Origin of the sequence: Mesorhizobium escarrei (assembly GCF_935825525.1) — a bacterium.
Lineage (GTDB): Bacteria > Pseudomonadota > Alphaproteobacteria > Rhizobiales > Rhizobiaceae > Mesorhizobium > Mesorhizobium escarrei.
Window position 1 is genome coordinate 49,636 of sequence record NZ_CAKXZT010000138.1, and the last position, 19,344, is coordinate 68,979.

The window sequence follows — 19,344 nt, forward strand, 5'->3', positions numbered from 1 at the left end:
GCCTGAGCGGACGCACTTTTCGCCGCCGCGGGGTTCGCATCTCCCCACTTCGGGTCTAAGACCGAAAAATGGATTCCCTGCCAAACCAGCCGACCGTCGAACGCATGGCGCGGATACCCAAAGTCTGGCAGTGGCTGGCCCTGCTGATCTTCTCGATCCTGTTTGCCGGCGCGCTGGAATTCGGCGCGTTGCCGGCAGCGCTGCTGATCGGACCGATGCTGGCGGCGATCCTGGCCGGCACCAACGGCGCCACGGTGCGTGTGCCGCGCCCTCTGTTCGGCGCGGCCCAGGCGATCGTTGGCTGCCTTGTCGCCGCTTCGATCTCCGCCGACATCTTTCCGCTCTTCTATAGGGAATGGCCGTTGTTCCTCAGCGCCGTGGTGGCCACCGTTGCGGCGTCCAGTCTGCTCGGCTGGCTGATCAGCCGCTGGCGTATCCTGCCCGGCACCACCGCGGTCTGGGGCTCATCGCCGGGTGCGGCCACCGCCATGGTGCTGATGGCCGGCGCCTTCGGCGCCGACCAGCGCCTCGTCGCCTTCATGCAATATCTGCGCGTCATCTTTGTCTCGATGACTGCCGCACTTGTCGCAAAGATGTGGGTCGACACATCAGGCATCGAGATCCCGGCCATCATCTGGTTCCCGCCGATCGATCCAATTGCCTTTGCCGCAACACTTGGCGTGGCGCTCGTTGGCAGCCTCGTCGGCAAGCTGTTCAGGCTGCCGTCACCGTTTTTCCTCGGCACCTTCATTTTCGGCACTGCGGTGCATCTCGGACTAGGCGTGACGATGCAGTTGCCGCCCTGGCTGCTTGCCCTCGGCTATACGATGATCGGCTGGACCATCGGCCTGAACTTCACCAGGGCGATTCTGCGGCACGCGACGCGGGCGCTGCCGCAGATCGTCGGCTCGATCATCATTCTCATCGCCTTCTGCGGCGGCCTCGGCTTCATGATCAGCCATGTGCTCGGCATCGATCCGCTGACCGCCTATCTGGCGACCAGCCCCGGCGGCATGGACAGCGTCGCCATCATCGCCGCCGCCGCACAGCACGTCGACATCTCGTTCGTCATGGCGTTGCAATCGGCACGCTTCCTCGTCGTGCTGCTGATCGGGCCAAGCGTGGCGCGGCTGGTGGCGCGAAGTCTGAGGGAGTAGAAGGTAATCTGCGGCTGCCGCGGCGCTGTGACATAAACGGACCGTCAGACGCCGCCCAATCTGCTGACGGGCTCTGAAGGACGGGCCCAGTCGCTCAGGATGCGCCGGGTAGTAAGGAAACGCCAGTCGTTCGGCCCCACTTGCCTCGCTTTGGCTGCTCCTGTATGAAAACCGCCATGACCAACCGCGCCACCTCCGTCGCTTCCCGTCAGACCGGCTTTGCTGGCGAGACGGTGCGCGCGCTTGCTTCCGCCCTGCTGCTTCTCGGCCTTATCGGCGATCGCCGGGTTCGCTGAAGGAGCGCCCGGCGGTCGAACCGCCGCTCACGCGCATGCTCCTTGGCCAAAATTGGCAAGTCACATCTAGCGAATGAACATCTGGTAAAGGCGCCGCTCGGCACCATCCGCCTGAAGGCGAAGCCCGCGAGCCGCCGGGAGAGACGACAATGAACGCACGAGATGAGATCCGCGCAGACAGCGGGGAGATGGGCAAGGATGCCGCAAAGGCGATGCCGGGGGCAGCCCGGGGCATGCCGGAGGCAGCCCGAAAGTACCAACCTTACCCGACCGTCGGTCTCACCGACCGCATGTGGCCTTCGAAAGTCATCGACAAGGCTCCGATCTGGTGCTCGGTCGACCTGCGCGACGGCAACCAGGCGCTGATCGATCCGATGGGCCACGAGCGCAAGGCGCGCATGTTCGCCCTGCTCCTCGACATGGGCTTCAAGGAGATCGAGATCGGCTTCCCGTCGGCCTCGCAGACCGATTTCGATTTCGCTCGCTGGTGCATCGAAGGGGGTAATGTCTCAGACGATGTCTCCCTCCAGGTACTGGTGCAGTGCCGGCCGGAACTGATCACCCGCACTTTCGAGGCGCTGCAGGGCGCCACCAACCCGATCGTGCATTTCTACAATTCGACCAGCGAATTGCAGCGCCGCGTCGTCTTCGAGAAGGACGTCGCCGGCATCAGGCGGATCGCCACCGATGCCGCCAAGATGATCACCGAAATGGCAGCGAAGGCCGGCGGCTTCTATCGTTTCGAATATTCGCCGGAGAGCTTTACCGGCACCGAGCTCGAAGTGGCGCTGGAAATCTGCAACGCCGTCACCGAAATCGTCAAGCCGACGCCGGAAAACAAGCTGATCATCAACCTGCCGTCCACGGTCGAGATGTCGACACCCAACATCTATGCCGATCGCATCGAATGGATGTGCCGCAATCTCGACAACCGCGAGAACCTGCTCATCTCGCTGCATCCGCACAACGATCGCGGCACCGGGATCGCCACAACCGAACTCGGCCTGATGGCGGGCGCGGATCGCGTCGAAGGCACGCTGTTCGGCAATGGCGAGCGCACCGGCAATGTCGACATCGTCACGCTGGCGCTCAACATGTACACGCAAGGCGTCGATCCCGAGCTCGATTGCTCCGACATCAACCGGATGAAGGACGTTTACGAATATTCGAACCAGTTGAAGATCCCCGAGCGCCATCCCTATGTCGGCGAGCTCGTCTACACGGCCTTTTCCGGCTCGCACCAGGATGCCATCAACAAGGGCATGAAGGCGTTGCGCAAGGCCAACACGCCGTACTGGGAAGTGCCCTACCTGCCGATCGACCCGGCCGATGTCGGGCGCAACTACGAGGCGATCATCCGCATCAACTCGCAGTCCGGCAAGGGCGGCATCGCCTATGTGCTGCAGGCGGACTACGGGCTCAATCTGCCGCGCAACCTGCAGATCGAGTTCAGTCAAGCTATCCAGGCGATCACCGACGCCGAAGGCAAGGAGGTGCCGGCCAAGCGCATCTACGAGCGCTTTCTCGAGACCTACGTCGATCAGCCCGGCGCGCGGCTGAAGTTCCTCGACCACCACACTTATCCCGACATCGAGATCAAGGGGCGGCGCGCGGTGGAGGCGATCATCCTCGATAGGGGCAAGGAGGTGACGATATCAGGCTCCGGAACCGGCCCGATCGACGGTTTTGTCGACGCGCTGTCGCGCTATGTCGGCATGCCGATGTCGGTGCTCGACTATTCGGAGCACTCCATGCAGCGCGGCTCGAATGCCTCGGCCATCTCCTATGTCGAGATGGAGCATCCCGGCGGCAAACTGTTCGGCGCCGGCATCAACACCAATATCGTGGCCGCTTCGCTGGAAGCCGTGGTTTCCGCCGCCAACCGCATCGTCGGCCGAAAGGTCGACTAATGCATGTCGCGCAAAAGCATGCCCTCGGGCCTGACCCGAGGGTGCGTAGCGGTTTTCCGTCCGGAATTGCGTAAAACAAATACTTAGGGCGGTTCGGCGGTTCTATCAAAAAGCTGAACCGCTCTGGACCAGCTGTCGAAAGCTGAGGGCTGGAGCAAGATGAACCCGGATGGTATCATCCTGCTCCAGTCCTTCGCATCATTAACCACCGGAAAATTATCTGGTGGGGTACGCGATCGCATAATGGATGCATGCTTGTATGGCAGTGCAGGCGCTATATGATTGCGTCTTAACCTGTGCCGACTTCGAGAGGATCGACACTTGCAGCATGCCACGCCTGCCGCCCCCGCAGTGCGCGAGACGTTGGAGCGATTGCTAGCCAGCGAAACGTTCGGGAGATCCGAACGAGCGCGTAAGCTGCTTCGCTACCTGGTCGAGCGCGAGCAGGCAGGCGAAGCCGACAAGCTCAAGGGCTTTTCAATCGCGATGGACGTGTTCGGCAAGGACGGCGATTTCGATCCGTCGACCGACGCCGTGGTGCGGGTGCAGGCGGGCAGGCTGCGCGAGCTTCTGCAGCATTACTTCGCCAATGAGGGCGTTGCCGAGCCGATCCGCATCGCCATTCCGCGTGGCGGCTATGTTCCATCCTATGAACTCAACGCGATCCGCCTGCCGGTCGAGCCGGCGTCGGAGGAATATGCTGAGGCGGCGGCCAGCTTGCCGGCATCGCGCGAGGAAGCCGGCATGGCCGCAGGCGCCGCATCGGTGATATCTCCTGTCGTTCGCCAGCCGGCACCCTCGCTGCTGCGCCATCTCCAGTTCTTCTGGCTGGCGATCGCTCTGGTCATCGCCATGTTGGGGGTGCTGATCCTTCGTCAGGGAAGCAGCGCATTGCTGGCCGGAAGTGATACCGCGTCGACGATCGAAAACGCTGTCGCAACCGGCAGCATTGCGCCATGGGCTCCGATTGAAAGCCTTCCGATCGTCTACATTGCGGTGAAAACCAGCAGTGCCGAGGCTGCCCGCGTCGCGGCATCGCTGCGCGCCGGCCTCAGCGGGTTCGATACGGTCACCTTCATCGGTCGCGATGCCGACGGCCCGCCCGATCCGGTCACCGATGCGATCAGCTTCGTATTCGATGTCTTGCCGGGACCAACGGCAGGCGATGTCACTCTGGAGCTTCAAAGCGTGGCGACCGGACGGGTCCTGCTGTCACGCAACTTGACTGCCGCCGACAGCACACCCTCCACCGTCGAGGACAGTGTCGCCAGCATTTTGAGTTCGGCCGTTCCCGCCTCGGGCGCGATCTACAACTATATCGAACAGAGCGGCCTTCAGACCGGCCTGACGGAATGCCTGCTGCTCACCGACAAATACTATCTCAACCAGGGCGCCAAAACCCATGCGGCTGCCTATCGCTGCCTCGAAATCCTTGTCGAACGGGATGCGAAATCGTCGCTCGTCTATTCGGAGCTGGCGACCCTGCATCTCGAGGCCGGTACAGATCACTACGCCTATCCAGCCGGCGCAACGATCGAACAGGCGATGACGCTGGCCCGTCGCGCCGTGCAGATGGGGCCGACCAGCCCCTATGCCCACCGTGCCTATGGCTATCTCAATTCCCGCCTCGGCAATTCGGAGGAATCGATCCGCTGGATGCGCAAGGCCTACGAACTCAACCCGTACGACCTCAGCATGGCGGCAGCTTACGCCTACGGGCTGATTTTCGCCGGCAGGTACAGGGAGGGAACACCGATCCTTGCTCACGCCGCCGAAACCTCCAGCGCCCATCCGACATGGTGGGATTACGGGCTTTTCGTCGGCCAGTTCATGGCTGGCGATATGAACAAGGCCGCGCTTTCCAGCGATGCTTTGCAAGCGACGCCGACGAAATCGCACTATCTGGCTGCGCGGCTGATCACTGCCAAGGCCGCCGGCCGCGATCAACTGGCGCACGAACTTTTGGACGAGTTGACTGTCAAGTTCCCGAAATTCGCTGCCGATCCGCGCGCGACCTTTGTCGAGCGGAGATACCCCGCCGATCTGACCGACCGGCTGGTCGAGGCTTTGCGTGCCGCCGGGCTCGGCAATGCCAGCTAGCGCTTCTAACCAGCACGGCTGATCGTGAAAACTCTACTGGCCATCGACTAGGACAAGCCGCAATCCAACCACATCCGAATTCGCATAAAACAATTGTATTTCATGATTTCATCCCTTTACGCTGCCGAACGGGGCGCCGGCCCGAAGACGTTTGTCTTCCTGCATGGCTTCGGCGGTTGCCACGGCGACTGGCATGAGGTGATTTCGACACTGGCACCTGGTTCAAGGACGCTGGCCTATGATCTTCCTGGCCATGGGCTATCCCTCGATTTCCCGGGTGGCGGCCCGGCCAAGGCGGCCGCTCGGGCCGTTCTTGCCGACCTCGCCGCACGCGGAATCAGAAGGGTGCATCTCGTCGGCCATTCGATGGGCGGGGCGGCGGCAGTGCTGATGGCATTGGCCGAGCCCGAAACGATAGCCTCGCTGACGCTTCTGGCGCCGGGCGGGTTTGGCACTGAGATCAATGGCCCGCTGTTGCGCCGTTACGCCGCCGCAGCCGACAAAAGTGAAATTCGCGCCTGCCTCGCCGCCATGTCCGGACCGCAAAGCCCGCCCTCGGAGCGCATCGTGGACGTGCTTGGCGAAATGCGTGCGCGCCCCGGCCAGTTGCACAAACTTGTCGAGATCGCGGCCGCCATGACCAGGGGTGAGATCGGCAGGGCGTCATCCCGCGCGAACGGCTCGAAACGCTTGATATGCCGGTGATGGTGGTTTGGGGGACAGATGACGCCGTGCTGCCCTTCAGCCAGGCCGAAGGTCTGCCGGCGCATTTCCATCTGCACCACCTGTTGCAGGCCGGCCATATGCTGGTCGAGGAAGCGCCCAGGCCTGATCGCCGAGATCGTCCGCCGCAACATGAAACGCCGCAACAGGCCGCTTCGTCCAAACCCCGCTCCCGCGGCGGACTGATCCGTGCCCATCAACCCGCGGCTTCGGGCCGGACTTTGCAAGCCGCCTATCGATCTCGCAAGCGCATTTTGCTGCATTTTGCCAACGGCTGTGTTAATTCAATGTTAACCAAACCCGCGAGGCAACACCGATGAAGGATGCAGCCGAGAACATAAGCCACGCCGATCAGTCGCGAAAACTGTCCGATGCGATCCGTGACGTGAAAAATGCCTTCGCCGACCGCGACGACGTTGTGGTCGACATGCGCGAGGCGCATCGCATGCGGCTCGAATTGCTTGCCGCCGAACTTGCGCCCATCTTCGCCGACGTGCCGACCGACATGGACAATTTCGACTTCGCCGTCTCGTCCGGGCTGCAGCCGCGCCTCTGGATCGACGCCGTCAGTCATGTCGCCATGGGGCGTGACCGCCGCACCTATCGCTTCCTCAGGGATACGCGCATCGGCCGCGTGGTGCTCGCCGAATCGACCGAGATGAAACCGGTCGCCGATCAGGTGACGCGCTATGTCGCGGAGCGCGTCATCGAACGCCAGAGAATGCTGGAAGGCGGGGTCGAGCAGGCTGTCGCCGGCCTGAAACGTGCCTTGGTGCCGGAAGCCGAGCCGCCACTGCGATCCGTCACGCGCCGCAAGCGTTGGTCAGCCTTTCTCTCCGGTCTCGGCCTGATCGCCGCCGGCACCCTGGTCGGGCTGGCTGTATCGATCGTGTTGTTCTGGGACCGCCTCGTTGCGATGGGACTGAGTTTCAGGCCATAGCGTCCGCGCCAAGCTCCACAACCTCCAGATCGGCAGGCGGGATGGCCGGGCCGGTCAGGCCACGTCGCGTCAGCCTGATCCGCCAGTTGCCTATGTCACCATCGATCTCCAGCAGATTATATTGCGCCGCTGGACGCCTGCCGCCTGGCGCCTGCCCTGCGGCAGCGACGCCGACCACCGGAATTTTGGCGCCGCGCCCATTGATCGAGAACAGCGTCGGCTCGTGCGAATGGCCGTGCAGCACAAGCTCGGCCCCGTGCCGCTGAACGACCTTTTGGAAGCGGGCAATGCCGAACAGCCGCTTGGGCTGCGAAACCGCGCCGCGCACTGGCGGATGGTGGATCATGATCACCCGGAACAGCCCGCGCTTGGCCGTGGCATCGAGCACGTCGCGCAGCCTTTCCGCCTGGTCTTCCAGAAAAAAGCCGTTGGCCATGAACGGAGCCGTGGCCCGCGCCGTCGTGACACCGATCAGCGCGACGTTGCCACGCACGCGCAGATAGGGAAAGGCTTCGCGGTCGACCGGCGTATTGACGCCGTCGCCGGTCATCCACGCCGTCCACGACCGGCAGGACTTGTCGAAAGCGCCAGGCACATAGGCGTCGTGGTTTCCCGGAACGACCGACACATCATCGGGAGAGCCCAGCGTTTCCAGCCAGTGCTTGCCCATCTCGATCTCGCCATCGAGCGCCAGATTGACCAGATCGCCGGTGACGGCAAGGTGATCGGGTGCGCTCGCCTTGATATCGGCGACGATCGTGTCGATGACGGCGTCGCGCATGTGGCGGCGGCGATTGCGCTGCCAGTTGACGTAACCGACCACCCGCTTGGAGGCGAGATCGCGATAGGTTACACCGGGAAGCGGTCCCAGATGGATATCGGAAATATGCGCGAGCCTGAACATCCCTTCTTCATAAGCGACGCGCGCGCTGCTTTCCACCCACGGTTTCGTGGGTGATGATGCGGCCCGATCCGGAGCAAGCTTTCCGCCAGACCGGCTGGCCGGGTCTCAGGGCAAGGCTGTTTCACATGTATTTCGTGCTGCGGCGGCCGATGACGCTCGGGGTGCGTGGCTTGATCCACGATCGCACGTCCAATTCCGTCTTCCTCATTCGCCACACCTATGTCCCGGGCTGGCAGCTTCCCGGCGGTGGCGTCGAGCTGGGCGAGACGATGATCGAGGCGCTGGTGCGCGAGCTCTCCGAGGAGGGCAATATTGCATTGACCGCGCCGCCGGTGCTGAAATCGATGCATTTCAACCGTCGGGCCAGCCGCCGCGACCATGTCGGCCTCTATTTGGTCGAGCAGTTCAACCAGACGGCGCCGAAGCTGCCGGACCGCGAGATCGCCGCAGCCGGTTTCTTTCCGCTCGACCGCCTGCCGGAAGGAACGACGCCGGCCACGTTGCGGCGGATTGCCGAGATTTTTAGCGGCGCGGCGGCATCGCCCTACTGGTAGATCACGCTGCCTTCCTGAACCGCGCCCGATCATGCGGCGCCGCGTAGTCCAGTTCCGGCCCGACCGGCACGATGCGCGTCGGGTTGATCGTTTCGTGGCTGCCGTAATAGTGCGCCTTGATGTGGTGCAGGCTTACCGTGCCGGCGACGCCCGGGACCTGATAGAGGTCGCGCAGATAGTTCGACAGGTTTGGATAGTCGGCGATGCGGCGCAGGTTGCACTTGAAATGGCCGACATAGACCGGGTCGAAGCGGACCAGCGTGGTGAACAGGCGCCAATCGGCCTCGGTGATGCGGTCACCGACGAGATAGCGCTGGCGAGACAGGCGATCCTCGAGCTGGTCGAGCGCCGAGAACAGTTCGCCGAACGCTTTCTCATAGGCCGCTTGCGTGGTGGCGAAGCCGGCGCGATAGACGCCGTTGTTGACTGATGGATAGACCAGAGCATTGACCGCGTCGATTTCGCCGCGCAGTGCTTTCGGATAGAAATCGAGGCCGGCATCGCCCCATTTGTCGAAGGCTGAATTGAGCATCCGAATGATCTCGGAGGACTCATTGCAGACGATTGTCCGCTCTCGCCTGTCCCACAGAACCGGCACCGTCACGCGGCCGGAATAGGCGGGATCGGCCTTGGTGTAGATCTGATGCAGGAAATCGAGGCCGTAGAGCGTATCGCCGGTGGCGCCGTCCTCGGCCAGGAAGGGCCAGCCGTTGGCGCCCATGAAATGATGGACGACCGAGACGGAAATCACGTCCTCGAGTTTTTTCAGTGCCCGAAAGATCAGCGTCCGGTGCGCCCAGGGACAGGCAAGCGAGACATAGAGATGGTAGCGCCCCGGCTCAGCCTTGAAGCCGCGCGTGCGGCCTTCGGCCGGCGTACCGTCAACCGTGACCCAGTCGCGCCATTGCGACTGCGCCCGCACGAATTCGCCGTTGCTCGCTTTGGTGTCGTACCTGCTGTCCTGCCATTTGCCGTCGACCAGCAATCCCATGTGATGTCCTTTCGTCTTCGTAGGGATGTAGGCACAAACCGACGATGCGGAAATCGCCAGGGGTTGAACAGTTCGTCAATCGCCCGGGCGGCAAAAGAAGGCGGCAAACGAAGGCTGCAAACGAAGGGCGGCAAGCAAAACGGCCGATTGCAGTGGGTGAAGATTGGTGCTAGCGGAAAATCCGCATGTTTGACTTTGCTTTGATCCGGTTCGACCGACGACGAAAGGACGCCCGCGCTTGATGAAGCGCTGACTGGCGAACGCTGCCGTTTGCAGCAAACCTTTCCCCGTCGACCGGAACGCAAAGACCATGAGCCTTGCCGACGTGAAATACCTGCCGGAAACTCCGGCGCATGACCCCGAAATCGAAGCCATCAACGACGAAGCCTTCGGGCCGGGCCGTTTCGTGCTGGGCGCCTACAAGATCCGTGAGGGCGGCCCGCATGAACGCGCTCTGTCCTTCGTGGCCGTCGATGGCGCTATCGTTGTCGCCTCCGTGCGCATGACGCGCATCGCGGCCGGCGCTGGCCGCGCGCTGATGCTCGGACCGCTTGCCGTGCGGCCCGCCTACAAGAATCTCGGCATTGGCCGCCGGCTGGTGGCGATCGCGCTGGAGGCCGCCGCCAAGGCCGGCATCCCGGCCGTGATGCTTGTCGGCGACGAACCCTATTACGGCCCGCTCGGCTTCAAGAGGGTCCCGCGTGGGCAAATCTCCATGCCGCGCCCGGTCGATCCTGACCGGCTGTTGTCGCATGAGATCGTGCCGGGCGCGATGGCACGGCTGGTGGGGGAGGTTTGCCACGCCGATCAGGCAAGGATTGCCGCGCAAATCGCTGCGATGGCGTGACCATCCGGGTGCTGTTGCGCCATCCTGTCAGTCTTCGTAGCATGTGGCCGGCAGGATGGAGGACGCCGACATGAACCCGAACGGCCAGATCGCGATCGTCACCGGCGGCGGTTCCGGCCTCGGCGAGGCGACGGCACGTGCACTGGCCGCGAAGGGCGCCGGCGTTGCCATCCTCGACGTCGGCATCGAGCGCGCGGCGAAGATTGCGGCCGATATCGGCGGCATCGCCATCCAATGCGACGTAAGCAGCGCCGACGGCGGTGCTGCTTCAGTGGCAGAAGTCATAAAAAAGTTCGGCGAACCCCGTATCCTGGTCAATTGCGCCGGCATCGCCATCGGCATGAAGACGATCGGCAAGGACGGTCCGCACCCACTCGACCAGTACCGCAAGGTGATCGAGATCAATTTGATCGGCACCTTCAACATGATCCGCCTTGTCGCCGACCGGGCCGCGAAGCTTGAGCCGCTGGAGGGCGGCGAGCGCGGCGTCATCGTCAACACGGCATCGGTCGCCGCCTATGACGGTCAAATCGGCCAGGCGGCCTACTCGGCCTCCAAAGGCGGCGTCGTCGGCATGACGCTGCCGGTGGCGCGCGACCTTGCCCGGTCGGGCATTCGCGTCTGCACCATCGCGCCCGGCATCTTCAAGACGCCGATGATGGCAGGTATGCCGCAAGAGGTGCAGGATTCGCTGGGCGCCGCGGTCCCCTTCCCGTCCCGTCTCGGCGAGCCTTCCGAATATGCGGCCCTTGTGCTGCACGTTATCGAAAACCAGATGCTCAACGGCGAGACCATCCGCCTCGACGGCGCCATCCGCATGGCGCCGAAGTAGCCGACCATGAGTGCCGAAGTCGCCCTTCAGGCGAAGACCGGTCCGCTCGCCGGCCTGACGGTGATCGAGATGGCCGGGCTTGGACCGGTGCCGCTGGCCGGCCTGATTTTGTCGGAGATGGGAGCCGAGGTGCTGCGCATCGAGCGGGCCGGGTCGAGCCAGCCGTTTCTGACGCTACCGGACGATTACGACATCGACTGTCATGGCCGCTCCATCCTGCGGGTTGACCTGAAGCGCCGGGAAGGCGCCGAACTGGTGCTGCGCCTTGCCGAAAAGGCCGACATGCTGGTCGAAGGGTTTCGTCCTGATGTCATGGAGCGGCTTGGTCTCGGGCCGGATGCGGTACTGGCGCGCAATCCGGCCCTGGTCTACGGCCGCATGACGGGGTTCGGCCAGGACGGTCCCCTCTCGGGGCGTGCCGGCCACGACATCACCTACCTCGCCTATTCGGGTGTGCTGCATGCCATCGGCCAGCAAGGAGGCCGGCCAATCCCACCGCTCAACCTTGTCGCCGACTACGGCGGCGGCGCCATGATGCTGGTCGCCGGCGCACTGGCCGCCCTGTTTGAGCGCTCACGCTCCGGTAAGGGTCAGGTGATCGACGCCGCGATGACCGAGGGCGCTTCAATGCTGGCGACACCCTTGCACGCCCTGATGGCGGCGGGCCTGTGGAGTGACACGCGTGGCGCGAACCTGCTCGATTCCGGCGCGCCCTTTTACGACACCTACGAGACCGCAGACGCACGGCACGTCGCCGTCGGCTGCCTTGAGCCCCGGTTCTTCGCCGAATTCGCGAGGCTGCTGCCGCTCGACCAAATTTTTGTACGCGGCCAATACGACAGGAATTTGTGGCCGCAGATGCGGGCCGCCATTGTCGATCGGGTCGGGCAGAAGTCACGCGACGACTGGGACCGTCTCTTTGCTGCGACCGATGCTTGCGTCGCACCGGTCTTGTCGCTGCGGGAAGCCAGGGATCATCCGCACAATCGCGCTCGCAACGCCTTCTTGAAGTCGGGTGCGCTTGAGCGCCCCGCCCCAGCGCCGCGCTTTTCGCGCTCCCGGCCGACGCTTGCCGCCATGCCGGCCGATCACGATTGTCAGGCGGTGACGGTGCTGGCACGCTTCGGCCTTTCGGAAAGCGAGACTGAGGCGCTTGTCAAATCCGGGGCCCTTCTTGTCAAATCCGGCTTGTCAAATCCGGTGTGATAGGTTGATAACTGGAGAGCAAAGTTCAGCTTAAGACGGTGTGGATTTGAACGATCGAAAGAAGAACGTGATCCGCGAGACCGACGCCGAAGCGATCAGGCTGGCGAAGACGCTTATCCGCAGTGCCCGTTTCGGCGCGCTGGCGGTGATCGAGCCCGGCACCGGTTCGCCGCTGGCCAGCAGGGTTGGTGTCGCCAGCGATATCGACGGTACGCCGCTGATCCTTGTGTCGATGCTGTCCGCCCATACCGGCGCGATTCTTGCCGACCCGCGCTGTTCGCTGCTTGTCGGCGAGCCCGGCAAGGGCGACCCACTGGCGCACCCGCGGTTGACGCTCGTCTGTCGGGCGGCACGGCTTGAGCGTGGATCCGACGAGCACGCCCGCGCCGAACGGCGCTATCTCAACCGCAACCCCAAGGCGATGCTCTATGCCGGTCTTGGCGACTTCTCGATCTTCCGGCTCGAGCTGGAGCGCGCCAGTCTCAACGGCGGCTTTGGCAAGGCCTACCTGCTCGAACGCGCCGATCTGGTCACGACCGCGCCGATCGTCGAAGAGCTTGCCGCTGGCGAACAATCCGCCCTCGACCATATGAATGCCGACCATAGCGACGCAATTGCCGTCTACGCGCGCCACTTCGCCAAGGCAGCGGGCGACAGCTGGGTCGTCACCGGCTTTGACGCCGACGGCATGGACCTGGCATTGGGCGACGATGTCTGCCGGGTGTTCTTTCCCGAGCCATTGAGGACGGCGCGCGAGCTCAGGCATGTTCTGGTCGACATGGCAAAAACCGGCCGAGTGGCGGATTAAACACAGTCCGACAGTTAATCGCGTCGGGTCGAAAGCAAGCCTTGAGGTTTGAGCTAGATGTTCTACGCTTTCGCGGTAGCGTTGAATCGCCAGCGCACATTCGCGAGTGAGCCTATGGAATCAGACGCTATTGCCCCCATAGCGCCGGATGAGCAGGAAGGTACGGGGGATCGATGGTCTCGAAAAAGCTAATCGCCAATACCGAATCAGCGGCTTCGTTTCTGACGCTGATGGGCAACGAGAAACGACTGTTGATCATGATCTACCTGGCCGACGGTGAAATGTCGGTCGGCGCTATCGCCGAAAAGGTTCTGCTCAGCCAATCCGCCCTGTCACAGCATCTAGCCAAACTGCGGGCGCTCGATCTCGTCGAGACAAGGCGCGACCGGCAGATGATCTACTATTCCTGTAAATCCGATGCTGTGCGCGAACTTCTCAACACGCTGGACGGGATTTTCGGTGAGGGTGAGCTATCGCAGATGGCATACCGCCCGCGTCGCTCCGGGACTTGACCGGCCAATGCATGTCGCCCAAAAGTCTGCAGCAAGAACTGGTCCGAACGCCCCTTACGATCGGGCCGATGCGGGTAAGCTGAGGCAAGCATGCGCCGCATTCGTATCGACGACCCGCAAGACCCGCGCGTCGCCGCCTATCTCGACATTCGCGAGCGCGACCTAGCCGGCCGGCAGGGCCGTTTCATTGCCGAAGGCAAGGTGGTGCTCGAAGCGCTGCTCGCGGCCAAACGCTTTACCGCCGAATCGGTGCTGGTACTCGAAAACCGGCTGGCAGGCCTCGATGCAACCCTGCGCAAGGCGCCCGCGGACCTTCCGGTCTACGTGGCGGTCAGCTCGGTCATGGACAGGATTGCCGGCTTTCACATGCATCGCGGGATATTGGCGATCGGCCGCAAGGGCGAGGCGCAGCCTGCAGAGGCCTTGCTCGATGCCCTGCCCGCCGGCGCGTTGATCGTCGTGCTGGTGGGCATCGCCAACCATGACAATATGGGCTCAATCTTTCGCAACGCCGCCGCCTTCGGCGCCGATGCGGTGTTTCTGGACGCGACCTGCTGCGATCCTCTGTACCGCAAGGCGATCCGCGTCTCGGTCGGCGCCGCGCTGAAAATTCCTTTTGCCTCCTTCACTGAGACCGTCGGCTTCACCGCGGCGCTCGACCGGCTGGGCTTCGGCCAATTCGCTTTGTCGCCTCGCGGGCAAACCGACATCCGCGACGCGAAAAGGACCGAACGGCTGGCACTCTATCTCGGCACAGAAGGCGAAGGCCTGCCCGAGATACTGCTCGCCCGGCTGCGGACGGTGCGGATCGATATGGCAGAAGGCTTCGACAGCCTGAACGTCGCCGCCGCGTCAGCCATCGCATTACATCATTTCTCGGCACGCAGGACCTGAGCCGCACAAGTCAGCATCACTGCCTGGGCTCAATGCACCGATTCGGCCTCCTGCAGCGCCCGCACGCGATCGGCAAGGCTGCGTTCGCCGCTTCCCCCTGGGTTGGGTGCGGCAAGAGCCTTTGCGATCGGCGATTCCGGCCCGTCGAGCTTCGCCGTCAGGGCTACGACCTGCGCCGCCAGGTCGCTCATCTGCTCGCGCAATGCAGCGCTGGCGGGCGCATCGTCGCCGCCTTCGGATTTGGATGCCTCGAAGGCGGCAAGATCCGTTTCCAGTTTCTTGTTCTCGCGGGCCAGTTCCGTCAATCTCGCCTCCAACCGCTCGCGGTCGCTGTCGAGCTTGGCAATGACTTTTTGGGTGTCGTCGTCGTCCTTGACGGCCGCATCGGCCCGACTGCTTTGCGCTCCGACGAGACGCACCGCCGACGGGTTTTCCACGCTTTCGCTTTTCAGCTTTTCGCGAAGCCGCACGATTTCCTTTTCGCGGCGTTCAAGCTTGTCCTCGCGATCGGCAAGCGTGGCGAGTAGGCGCTCGATCTTCTTGTCCAGTTCGCCGGTCCTTTTCTTCTCGGCCTTCAACGCGTCCCGCGCGGCCTTGCTCTCGGCCGCGATCTCCTGTTGGCGTCTGTCCGCCTCCTTGCGCTGGCCGCGCAGCACGGAAATGTCATCGGCCAGTTTTTGCAGTTCGGATTCGCGCGCCACAAGTTCGATCTGACGGCTGCTGGAAGAAAAGCTGGCGTCGTCATACATGTGCTCCAGCTTTTTCAGCTCGAGCACACGCTTTTCCAGGGCATGCTCGGTTTGGGCAAGCCGATCCGACAAAAGCTGCAACTGGTCTTTGCGCTGCCGAAGGTCTTCACCCTTGGCCTCGAGTTCGGAAAGCGCCTGTTGCTTGTCCTTCCTCTCGAGCGCCAGCTCCTTCAACGCCTCGCGGCCACGGCCGATCTCGACAAGCTGTTCGGCCGATTTCTCGCGCAACGACTTGACGCTCATCTCGAGCCGGCGCGTCGCCATGGCGAACTCGGCGCGGATGCGATCCTTCTCCGCCTGGATCTCGGCCAGCGTCAGCGGCATCGCGCCCTCGACGCGTTTACGCGTCAGCATCACGGCCCGCCGCCAGATTGCCGGGACAATCAACAGCGCCAGAAAGCCGGCGCAGAGAAAGCCGAGGACAAAGAACAGGACCGACTGAACCAAGGTGACTATCCGTTATGAACGGCAAAACAACCGTAAGCGACAGTGCCACGTTCGCATGACGGAATTCCAGTGCTGCGGCAAGGGTCTGCCGCAGCAATGTTCAGACCGTCGATCCTGGAACCAATCGCGGTGAGGAGGCAACCACTTGCTCAGAATGGATTCCAGGTGGCGTGCTGGGTAAGCTTGAGATAGCCGAGATTGACGCCAAGCCGGGCGCCGACCCCGGTACGGATCGGCACCAGCAGCACATTGTTGTTCTTCATCACGTTGAAGCCGACGCCAGCCACGAGGTAGGCGGAGCCGGCAAGGCCGCCGAAACGATTGTAGAGGCTGTTCACATCGTCGAGATTATAGACCAGCATCATCACCCGCGAGCCCTCGCCGCCAAAATCCCAGCCGAGCGACGGGCCCTGCCAGAACACTTTGTGATCGCCGGCGTTCTTGGTGTAGAGTGTGCCTTCGCCATAGGTCAGGCCACCGATCAGGGCGCCCGAGCCCTCCTCGCCAAGCAAATAGCCATTGGGCAGGCCGTAGGAGGCGAAAATCTTCTCCACGACGGTGGCGAGCCCGCCCGACGTCGCACCGAAGAATTTATGACCGGAATCAACGATCTCCTGAGCGGTGTATTCCTGGGCCCGCGAAGGCGAGGTTGAAAAGACGACAAGGCCCATGAGAGCGATCGCCATTGAGAAGACACGGAAAAAACTCCGGTCTGAGATGACACGGAGAAAACTCCGGTCGTAGTATCGGGAAAACATGCTTCCAATCTCCGTCAGGGAGCACTCTCGCCGACGCCTCGCATCCGTGCGGCTCTTTGGCGGCCGTTAAGGATGACTGTTATGGACAAACTATGCCGTAATCCTTTTTCAACCATTAAGCTTTCAAACGAAAATGGCGGTTAGAAGGCTGGTTTCGAGCTGGTTTCGCGTTTGCCCGCAATGTCCGCACCCTGCGTGAAAACACCATTTTCGCTAACGACAATTCCGGATTTGTTGCTGCACGCTCAGGCGCTGTGTATTCAGTAGGCCTTGGGAGAGAGTGTGTGATTCGTGTGGACAGGGTGATCATTGATCACCCGGCCATTTCCAGTGAAATTTTGCAGGGACTTTCGCCGATGGCCGAGCTTTTCACCCTTTCCGCACCCGATCTCGCCGCGCTTTTGTGCAGCCGGGTCTGCCACGACATCATTTCGCCGGTCGGCGCCATAAACAACGGGCTTGAGCTGCTCGACGAAGGCGGCGCCGACGAAGACGCCATGAAATTGATTCGCCAGAGCGCCAGAAACGCTTCGGCCCGCCTGCAATTCGCCCGCATCGCCTTCGGTGCAGCCGGTTCTGCCGGCATGATGATCGACACCGGGGATGCCGAGGCCGTTGCGATCGCCTTCCTGAAGAACGAGAAGCCGGAACTGATCTGGAATGGAACCCGTGCGCTGCTGCCCAAGAACAAGGTAAAGCTGCTGCTCAACCTCATTCTCGTCGCCAACGCCGCCATTCCGCGTGGCGGCAAGCTTACGGTCACGCTTGAAAACCTCGACACGGAACCACGCTTTGCGCTCGCCGCGAGCGGTCCGATGCTGCGCGTGCCGCCCAAGTTCCTGGAGCTCCATTCCGGCAACAAGCCTGAAGAACCGATCGACGCGCATTCGGTGCAGCCCTACTACACGCTGCTTTTGGCGCGCGAGGCGAACATGACGATATCGATCCACGCGACCGCAGAAGAAATCGTCCTCTCGGCTGCTTGAATTGCCAAGCTGATTGAAAAGAACAGACAAGCGTTGTTCAGACAATATTTGCCGCGCCATCACGGTCGAACGAAATGGACCTCCCAGGCTAGTCGGCCCGAAGCATCGGTAAAGAAGTCTCCGTAAAAGCTGTTCTTGCAAGAATTTTACCTATTGGCTTTTCAGCTTCTTTACCGGATTGACCCTACGGTGCCTTCCAGACCGCGACGCTGCCGGATTGCCGCATGGCAAAGAGGGCCCGGAAATGAAACGCTGCATGTTCATCGACGATTCGAGCGTCATCAGGAGGGTTGCAAAGCGCATCCTGGGTGGTTCCGACATGCTGGTCATCGAAGCAGCTAACGGGCTTGATGCGGTTGAGATGTGCACTGCCGACATGCCGGATATCATCATTGTCGACGGCGCCTTGCCGGACATGCAGGCCGAGGACGTCATCCGGCGCGTACGCGCCATGGAAAGTCCGATACAGCCCCAGATCCTGATTTCGCTGGTTGAGGTCGACGTCGCTTCGATCATGCGGGCAAAGCGCGCCGGCGCCCAAGGCTATCTGCTGAAGCCGTTCACTCGGCCGCAACTTCTCGAGCGCTTCCGCACCTTGAGATTTGCAGCCTGATTCGCCGCCGCTGGCGCATGGCGCGGAAATCGGCGCTCCAATATCTGCGACATAAAACGCCAAATCCGGCCGAAGCCGGATTTTTGTCGGAAAAATCGATCGGATCGGCGTCGTCAGTTCAGGCGCTGACGCGGATGTCTTCCGGCTCGCGCAGCACGTAGCCGCGACCCCAAACCGTCTCGATGTAGTTCTGGCCGCCGGAAGCAGCGTCGAGCTTCTTGCGCAGCTTGCAGATGAAGACGTCGATGATCTTCAGTTCCGGTTCGTCCATGCCGCCGTAAAGGTGGTTGAGGAACATTTCCTTCGTGAGCGTCGTGCCCTTGCGCAGCGAGAGCAGCTCCAGCATCTGGTATTCCTTGCCGGTCAGATGCACGCGCTGGCCACCGACCTCAACGGTCTTGGCATCAAGGTTGACCACCAGGTCGCCGGTGGTGATGACCGACTGGGCATGGCCCTTGGAACGGCGCACGATGGCGTGGATGCGGGCGACCAGTTCGTCCTTGTGGAACGGCTTGGTCATATAGTCGTCTGCGCCGAAGCCGAGCCCACGTACCTTGTCCTCGATGCCGGCCATGCCGGAGAGGATCAGGATCGGCGTCTTCACTTTGGAAAGGCGAAGTGTTCTCAACACCTCATATCCCGACATGTCGGGGAGATTGAGATCGAGAAGGATGATGTCGTAGTCGTAAAGCTTACCTAGATCGACACCTTCTTCGCCAAGATCGGTCGTATAGACATTGAAACTTTCCGATTTCAGCATCAGCTCGATGCTTTGTGCGGTCGCACTGTCATCTTCTATCAGCAGAACACGCATTTCATTCCCCTTTTCTGCTGCCGGACCATTTCACGACCCGTCCGGGACCGGAGCAGTGATTGCCTGAGCAGAGGCTGCCATCGAATGGTTAACAAACCCTAATTCCGTGCCGTTGACGGTATCAGATTTTTTAACCCCTTTCTACACCTTGTTGAATCTAATAGTGAATCACAGAACCAAACCGCTAATGCAAAACATTAATAAGCCAGACTAAGTGACTCCAGGGACTCGCTGGCCGCGCTTCCGCATCGAGCGCCTGAATTTTTACCCGGCCTTAAGTCCTGAGCCGTATGATTAACAATG

At 62.1% G+C, this 19,344-nt stretch carries 18 protein-coding genes and 1 pseudogene; 14 read left to right on the top strand and 5 right to left on the bottom strand.

Annotated elements, in window-relative coordinates:
* The first annotated feature begins 68 nt into the window (after positions 1 to 68).
* The 5 genes and pseudogenes from NMG80_RS21775 (at position 69) to NMG80_RS21795 (ending at position 7,126) form a co-directional block, all read left to right on the top strand.
* The gene (locus NMG80_RS21775) at positions 69 to 1,157 is read left to right on the top strand and encodes an AbrB family transcriptional regulator (protein ID WP_254020024.1); all 1,089 of its coding nucleotides are present in this window, start codon (positions 69 to 71) and stop codon (positions 1,155 to 1,157) included.
* Positions 1,158 to 1,602: 445 nt separating this feature from the next.
* Positions 1,603 to 3,363 carry a 2-isopropylmalate synthase gene (gene leuA / locus NMG80_RS21780; protein ID WP_436798651.1) on the top strand — a complete coding sequence of 587 codons (1,761 nt, stop codon included), beginning with the start codon at positions 1,603 to 1,605 and terminating at the stop codon, positions 3,361 to 3,363.
* Positions 3,364 to 3,684: 321 nt separating this feature from the next.
* Entirely contained in the window at positions 3,685 to 5,463 is a 1,779-nt protein-coding gene (locus tag NMG80_RS21785; RefSeq protein ID WP_254020025.1) for a tetratricopeptide repeat protein, read from the top strand.
* Positions 5,464 to 5,565: 102 nt separating this feature from the next.
* Positions 5,566 to 6,372 (top strand): annotated as a pseudogene (locus NMG80_RS21790) (alpha/beta fold hydrolase).
* Positions 6,373 to 6,502: 130 nt separating this feature from the next.
* Complete coding sequence (locus tag NMG80_RS21795; RefSeq protein ID WP_254020026.1) at positions 6,503 to 7,126, top strand: hypothetical protein; 624 nt, start codon at positions 6,503 to 6,505, stop codon at positions 7,124 to 7,126.
* Here NMG80_RS21795 and NMG80_RS21800 read toward each other — a convergent pair.
* Complete coding sequence (locus NMG80_RS21800) at positions 7,116 to 8,030, bottom strand: metallophosphoesterase family protein (RefSeq protein ID WP_254020027.1); 915 nt, start codon at positions 8,028 to 8,030, stop codon at positions 7,116 to 7,118. The two genes, NMG80_RS21795 and NMG80_RS21800, sit on opposite strands and share 11 nt — an antisense overlap.
* Positions 8,031 to 8,083: 53 nt before the next feature.
* Between NMG80_RS21800 and NMG80_RS21805 the strand changes: the two genes are divergently transcribed.
* The gene (locus NMG80_RS21805; protein ID WP_254020028.1) at positions 8,084 to 8,584 is read left to right on the top strand and encodes an NUDIX domain-containing protein; all 501 of its coding nucleotides are present in this window, start codon (positions 8,084 to 8,086) and stop codon (positions 8,582 to 8,584) included.
* Position 8,585: 1 nt separating this feature from the next.
* Here the strand turns inward: NMG80_RS21805 and NMG80_RS21810 are convergent, their stop codons facing one another.
* Complete coding sequence (locus NMG80_RS21810; RefSeq protein ID WP_254020029.1) at positions 8,586 to 9,575, bottom strand: glutathione S-transferase family protein; 990 nt, start codon at positions 9,573 to 9,575, stop codon at positions 8,586 to 8,588.
* Positions 9,576 to 9,885: 310 nt separating this feature from the next.
* Between NMG80_RS21810 and NMG80_RS21815 the strand changes: the two genes are divergently transcribed.
* The 6 genes from NMG80_RS21815 to NMG80_RS21840 all read left to right on the top strand — a co-directional run bounded on the left by NMG80_RS21815 (position 9,886) and on the right by NMG80_RS21840 (position 14,674).
* Entirely contained in the window at positions 9,886 to 10,422 is a 537-nt protein-coding gene (locus tag NMG80_RS21815; protein WP_254020030.1) for a GNAT family N-acetyltransferase, read from the top strand.
* A 70-nt stretch (positions 10,423 to 10,492) separates the two neighbouring features.
* A complete protein-coding gene (locus NMG80_RS21820) occupies positions 10,493 to 11,254 on the top strand; it encodes a 3-hydroxyacyl-CoA dehydrogenase (protein ID WP_254020031.1) in 762 nt (253 codons plus the stop codon).
* A gap of 6 nt (positions 11,255 to 11,260) precedes the next feature.
* Positions 11,261 to 12,460: a CaiB/BaiF CoA transferase family protein gene (locus NMG80_RS21825; RefSeq protein ID WP_254020032.1), complete on the top strand. Its 1,200-nt coding sequence runs from the start codon at positions 11,261 to 11,263 to the stop codon at positions 12,458 to 12,460.
* Between the two features lie 46 nt (positions 12,461 to 12,506).
* Complete coding sequence (locus NMG80_RS21830) at positions 12,507 to 13,268, top strand: HugZ family pyridoxamine 5'-phosphate oxidase (protein WP_254020033.1); 762 nt, start codon at positions 12,507 to 12,509, stop codon at positions 13,266 to 13,268.
* A 173-nt stretch (positions 13,269 to 13,441) separates the two neighbouring features.
* Positions 13,442 to 13,780, top strand: coding sequence for an ArsR/SmtB family transcription factor (locus tag NMG80_RS21835; protein ID WP_254020034.1), 339 nt, complete (start codon positions 13,442 to 13,444; stop codon positions 13,778 to 13,780).
* Positions 13,781 to 13,870: 90 nt separating this feature from the next.
* Positions 13,871 to 14,674, top strand: coding sequence for a TrmH family RNA methyltransferase (locus tag NMG80_RS21840; protein ID WP_254020035.1), 804 nt, complete (start codon positions 13,871 to 13,873; stop codon positions 14,672 to 14,674).
* Between the two features lie 29 nt (positions 14,675 to 14,703).
* Here the strand turns inward: NMG80_RS21840 and NMG80_RS21845 are convergent, their stop codons facing one another.
* Together NMG80_RS21845 and NMG80_RS21850 are read right to left on the bottom strand one after the other, a co-directional pair.
* Positions 14,704 to 15,870: a coiled-coil domain-containing protein gene (locus tag NMG80_RS21845; protein WP_254020036.1), complete on the bottom strand. Its 1,167-nt coding sequence runs from the start codon at positions 15,868 to 15,870 to the stop codon at positions 14,704 to 14,706.
* A 149-nt stretch (positions 15,871 to 16,019) separates the two neighbouring features.
* On the bottom strand, positions 16,020 to 16,556 hold the full coding sequence (locus tag NMG80_RS21850) for a DUF1134 domain-containing protein (RefSeq protein ID WP_254020047.1): 537 nt from the start codon (positions 16,554 to 16,556) through the stop codon (positions 16,020 to 16,022).
* A gap of 428 nt (positions 16,557 to 16,984) precedes the next feature.
* Between NMG80_RS21850 and chpT the strand changes: the two genes are divergently transcribed.
* Positions 16,985 to 17,614: a histidine phosphotransferase ChpT gene (gene chpT, locus NMG80_RS21855; RefSeq protein WP_077380165.1), complete on the top strand. Its 630-nt coding sequence runs from the start codon at positions 16,985 to 16,987 to the stop codon at positions 17,612 to 17,614.
* A 244-nt stretch (positions 17,615 to 17,858) separates the two neighbouring features.
* A complete protein-coding gene (locus NMG80_RS21860) occupies positions 17,859 to 18,227 on the top strand; it encodes a response regulator (protein ID WP_254020037.1) in 369 nt (122 codons plus the stop codon).
* Positions 18,228 to 18,345: 118 nt separating this feature from the next.
* On the opposite strand, the gene ctrA is transcribed toward NMG80_RS21860, so the two are convergent.
* Positions 18,346 to 19,041: a response regulator transcription factor CtrA gene (gene ctrA / locus NMG80_RS21865; RefSeq protein ID WP_006203583.1), complete on the bottom strand. Its 696-nt coding sequence runs from the start codon at positions 19,039 to 19,041 to the stop codon at positions 18,346 to 18,348.
* Between the last annotated feature and the right edge of the window lie 303 nt (positions 19,042 to 19,344).

Coding starts and splice junctions, on each gene's coding strand:
- ctrA (WP_006203583.1), bottom strand. CDS start 19,041: ATGCGTGTTCTGCTGATAGAAGATGACAGTGCGACCGCACAAAGCATC.
- NMG80_RS21820 (WP_254020031.1), top strand. CDS start 10,493: ATGAACCCGAACGGCCAGATCGCGATCGTCACCGGCGGCGGTTCCGGC.
- NMG80_RS21775 (WP_254020024.1), top strand. CDS start 69: ATGGATTCCCTGCCAAACCAGCCGACCGTCGAACGCATGGCGCGGATA.
- NMG80_RS21860 (WP_254020037.1), top strand. CDS start 17,859: ATGAAACGCTGCATGTTCATCGACGATTCGAGCGTCATCAGGAGGGTT.
- NMG80_RS21810 (WP_254020029.1), bottom strand. CDS start 9,575: ATGGGATTGCTGGTCGACGGCAAATGGCAGGACAGCAGGTACGACACC.
- NMG80_RS21805 (WP_254020028.1), top strand. CDS start 8,084: ATGATGCGGCCCGATCCGGAGCAAGCTTTCCGCCAGACCGGCTGGCCG.
- NMG80_RS21795 (WP_254020026.1), top strand. CDS start 6,503: ATGAAGGATGCAGCCGAGAACATAAGCCACGCCGATCAGTCGCGAAAA.
- chpT (WP_077380165.1), top strand. CDS start 16,985: ATGGCCGAGCTTTTCACCCTTTCCGCACCCGATCTCGCCGCGCTTTTG.
- NMG80_RS21825 (WP_254020032.1), top strand. CDS start 11,261: ATGAGTGCCGAAGTCGCCCTTCAGGCGAAGACCGGTCCGCTCGCCGGC.
- NMG80_RS21800 (WP_254020027.1), bottom strand. CDS start 8,030: ATGTTCAGGCTCGCGCATATTTCCGATATCCATCTGGGACCGCTTCCC.
- NMG80_RS21850 (WP_254020047.1), bottom strand. CDS start 16,556: ATGGCGATCGCTCTCATGGGCCTTGTCGTCTTTTCAACCTCGCCTTCG.
- NMG80_RS21840 (WP_254020035.1), top strand. CDS start 13,871: ATGCGCCGCATTCGTATCGACGACCCGCAAGACCCGCGCGTCGCCGCC.
- NMG80_RS21835 (WP_254020034.1), top strand. CDS start 13,442: ATGGTCTCGAAAAAGCTAATCGCCAATACCGAATCAGCGGCTTCGTTT.
- leuA (WP_436798651.1), top strand. CDS start 1,603: ATGAACGCACGAGATGAGATCCGCGCAGACAGCGGGGAGATGGGCAAG.
- NMG80_RS21815 (WP_254020030.1), top strand. CDS start 9,886: ATGAGCCTTGCCGACGTGAAATACCTGCCGGAAACTCCGGCGCATGAC.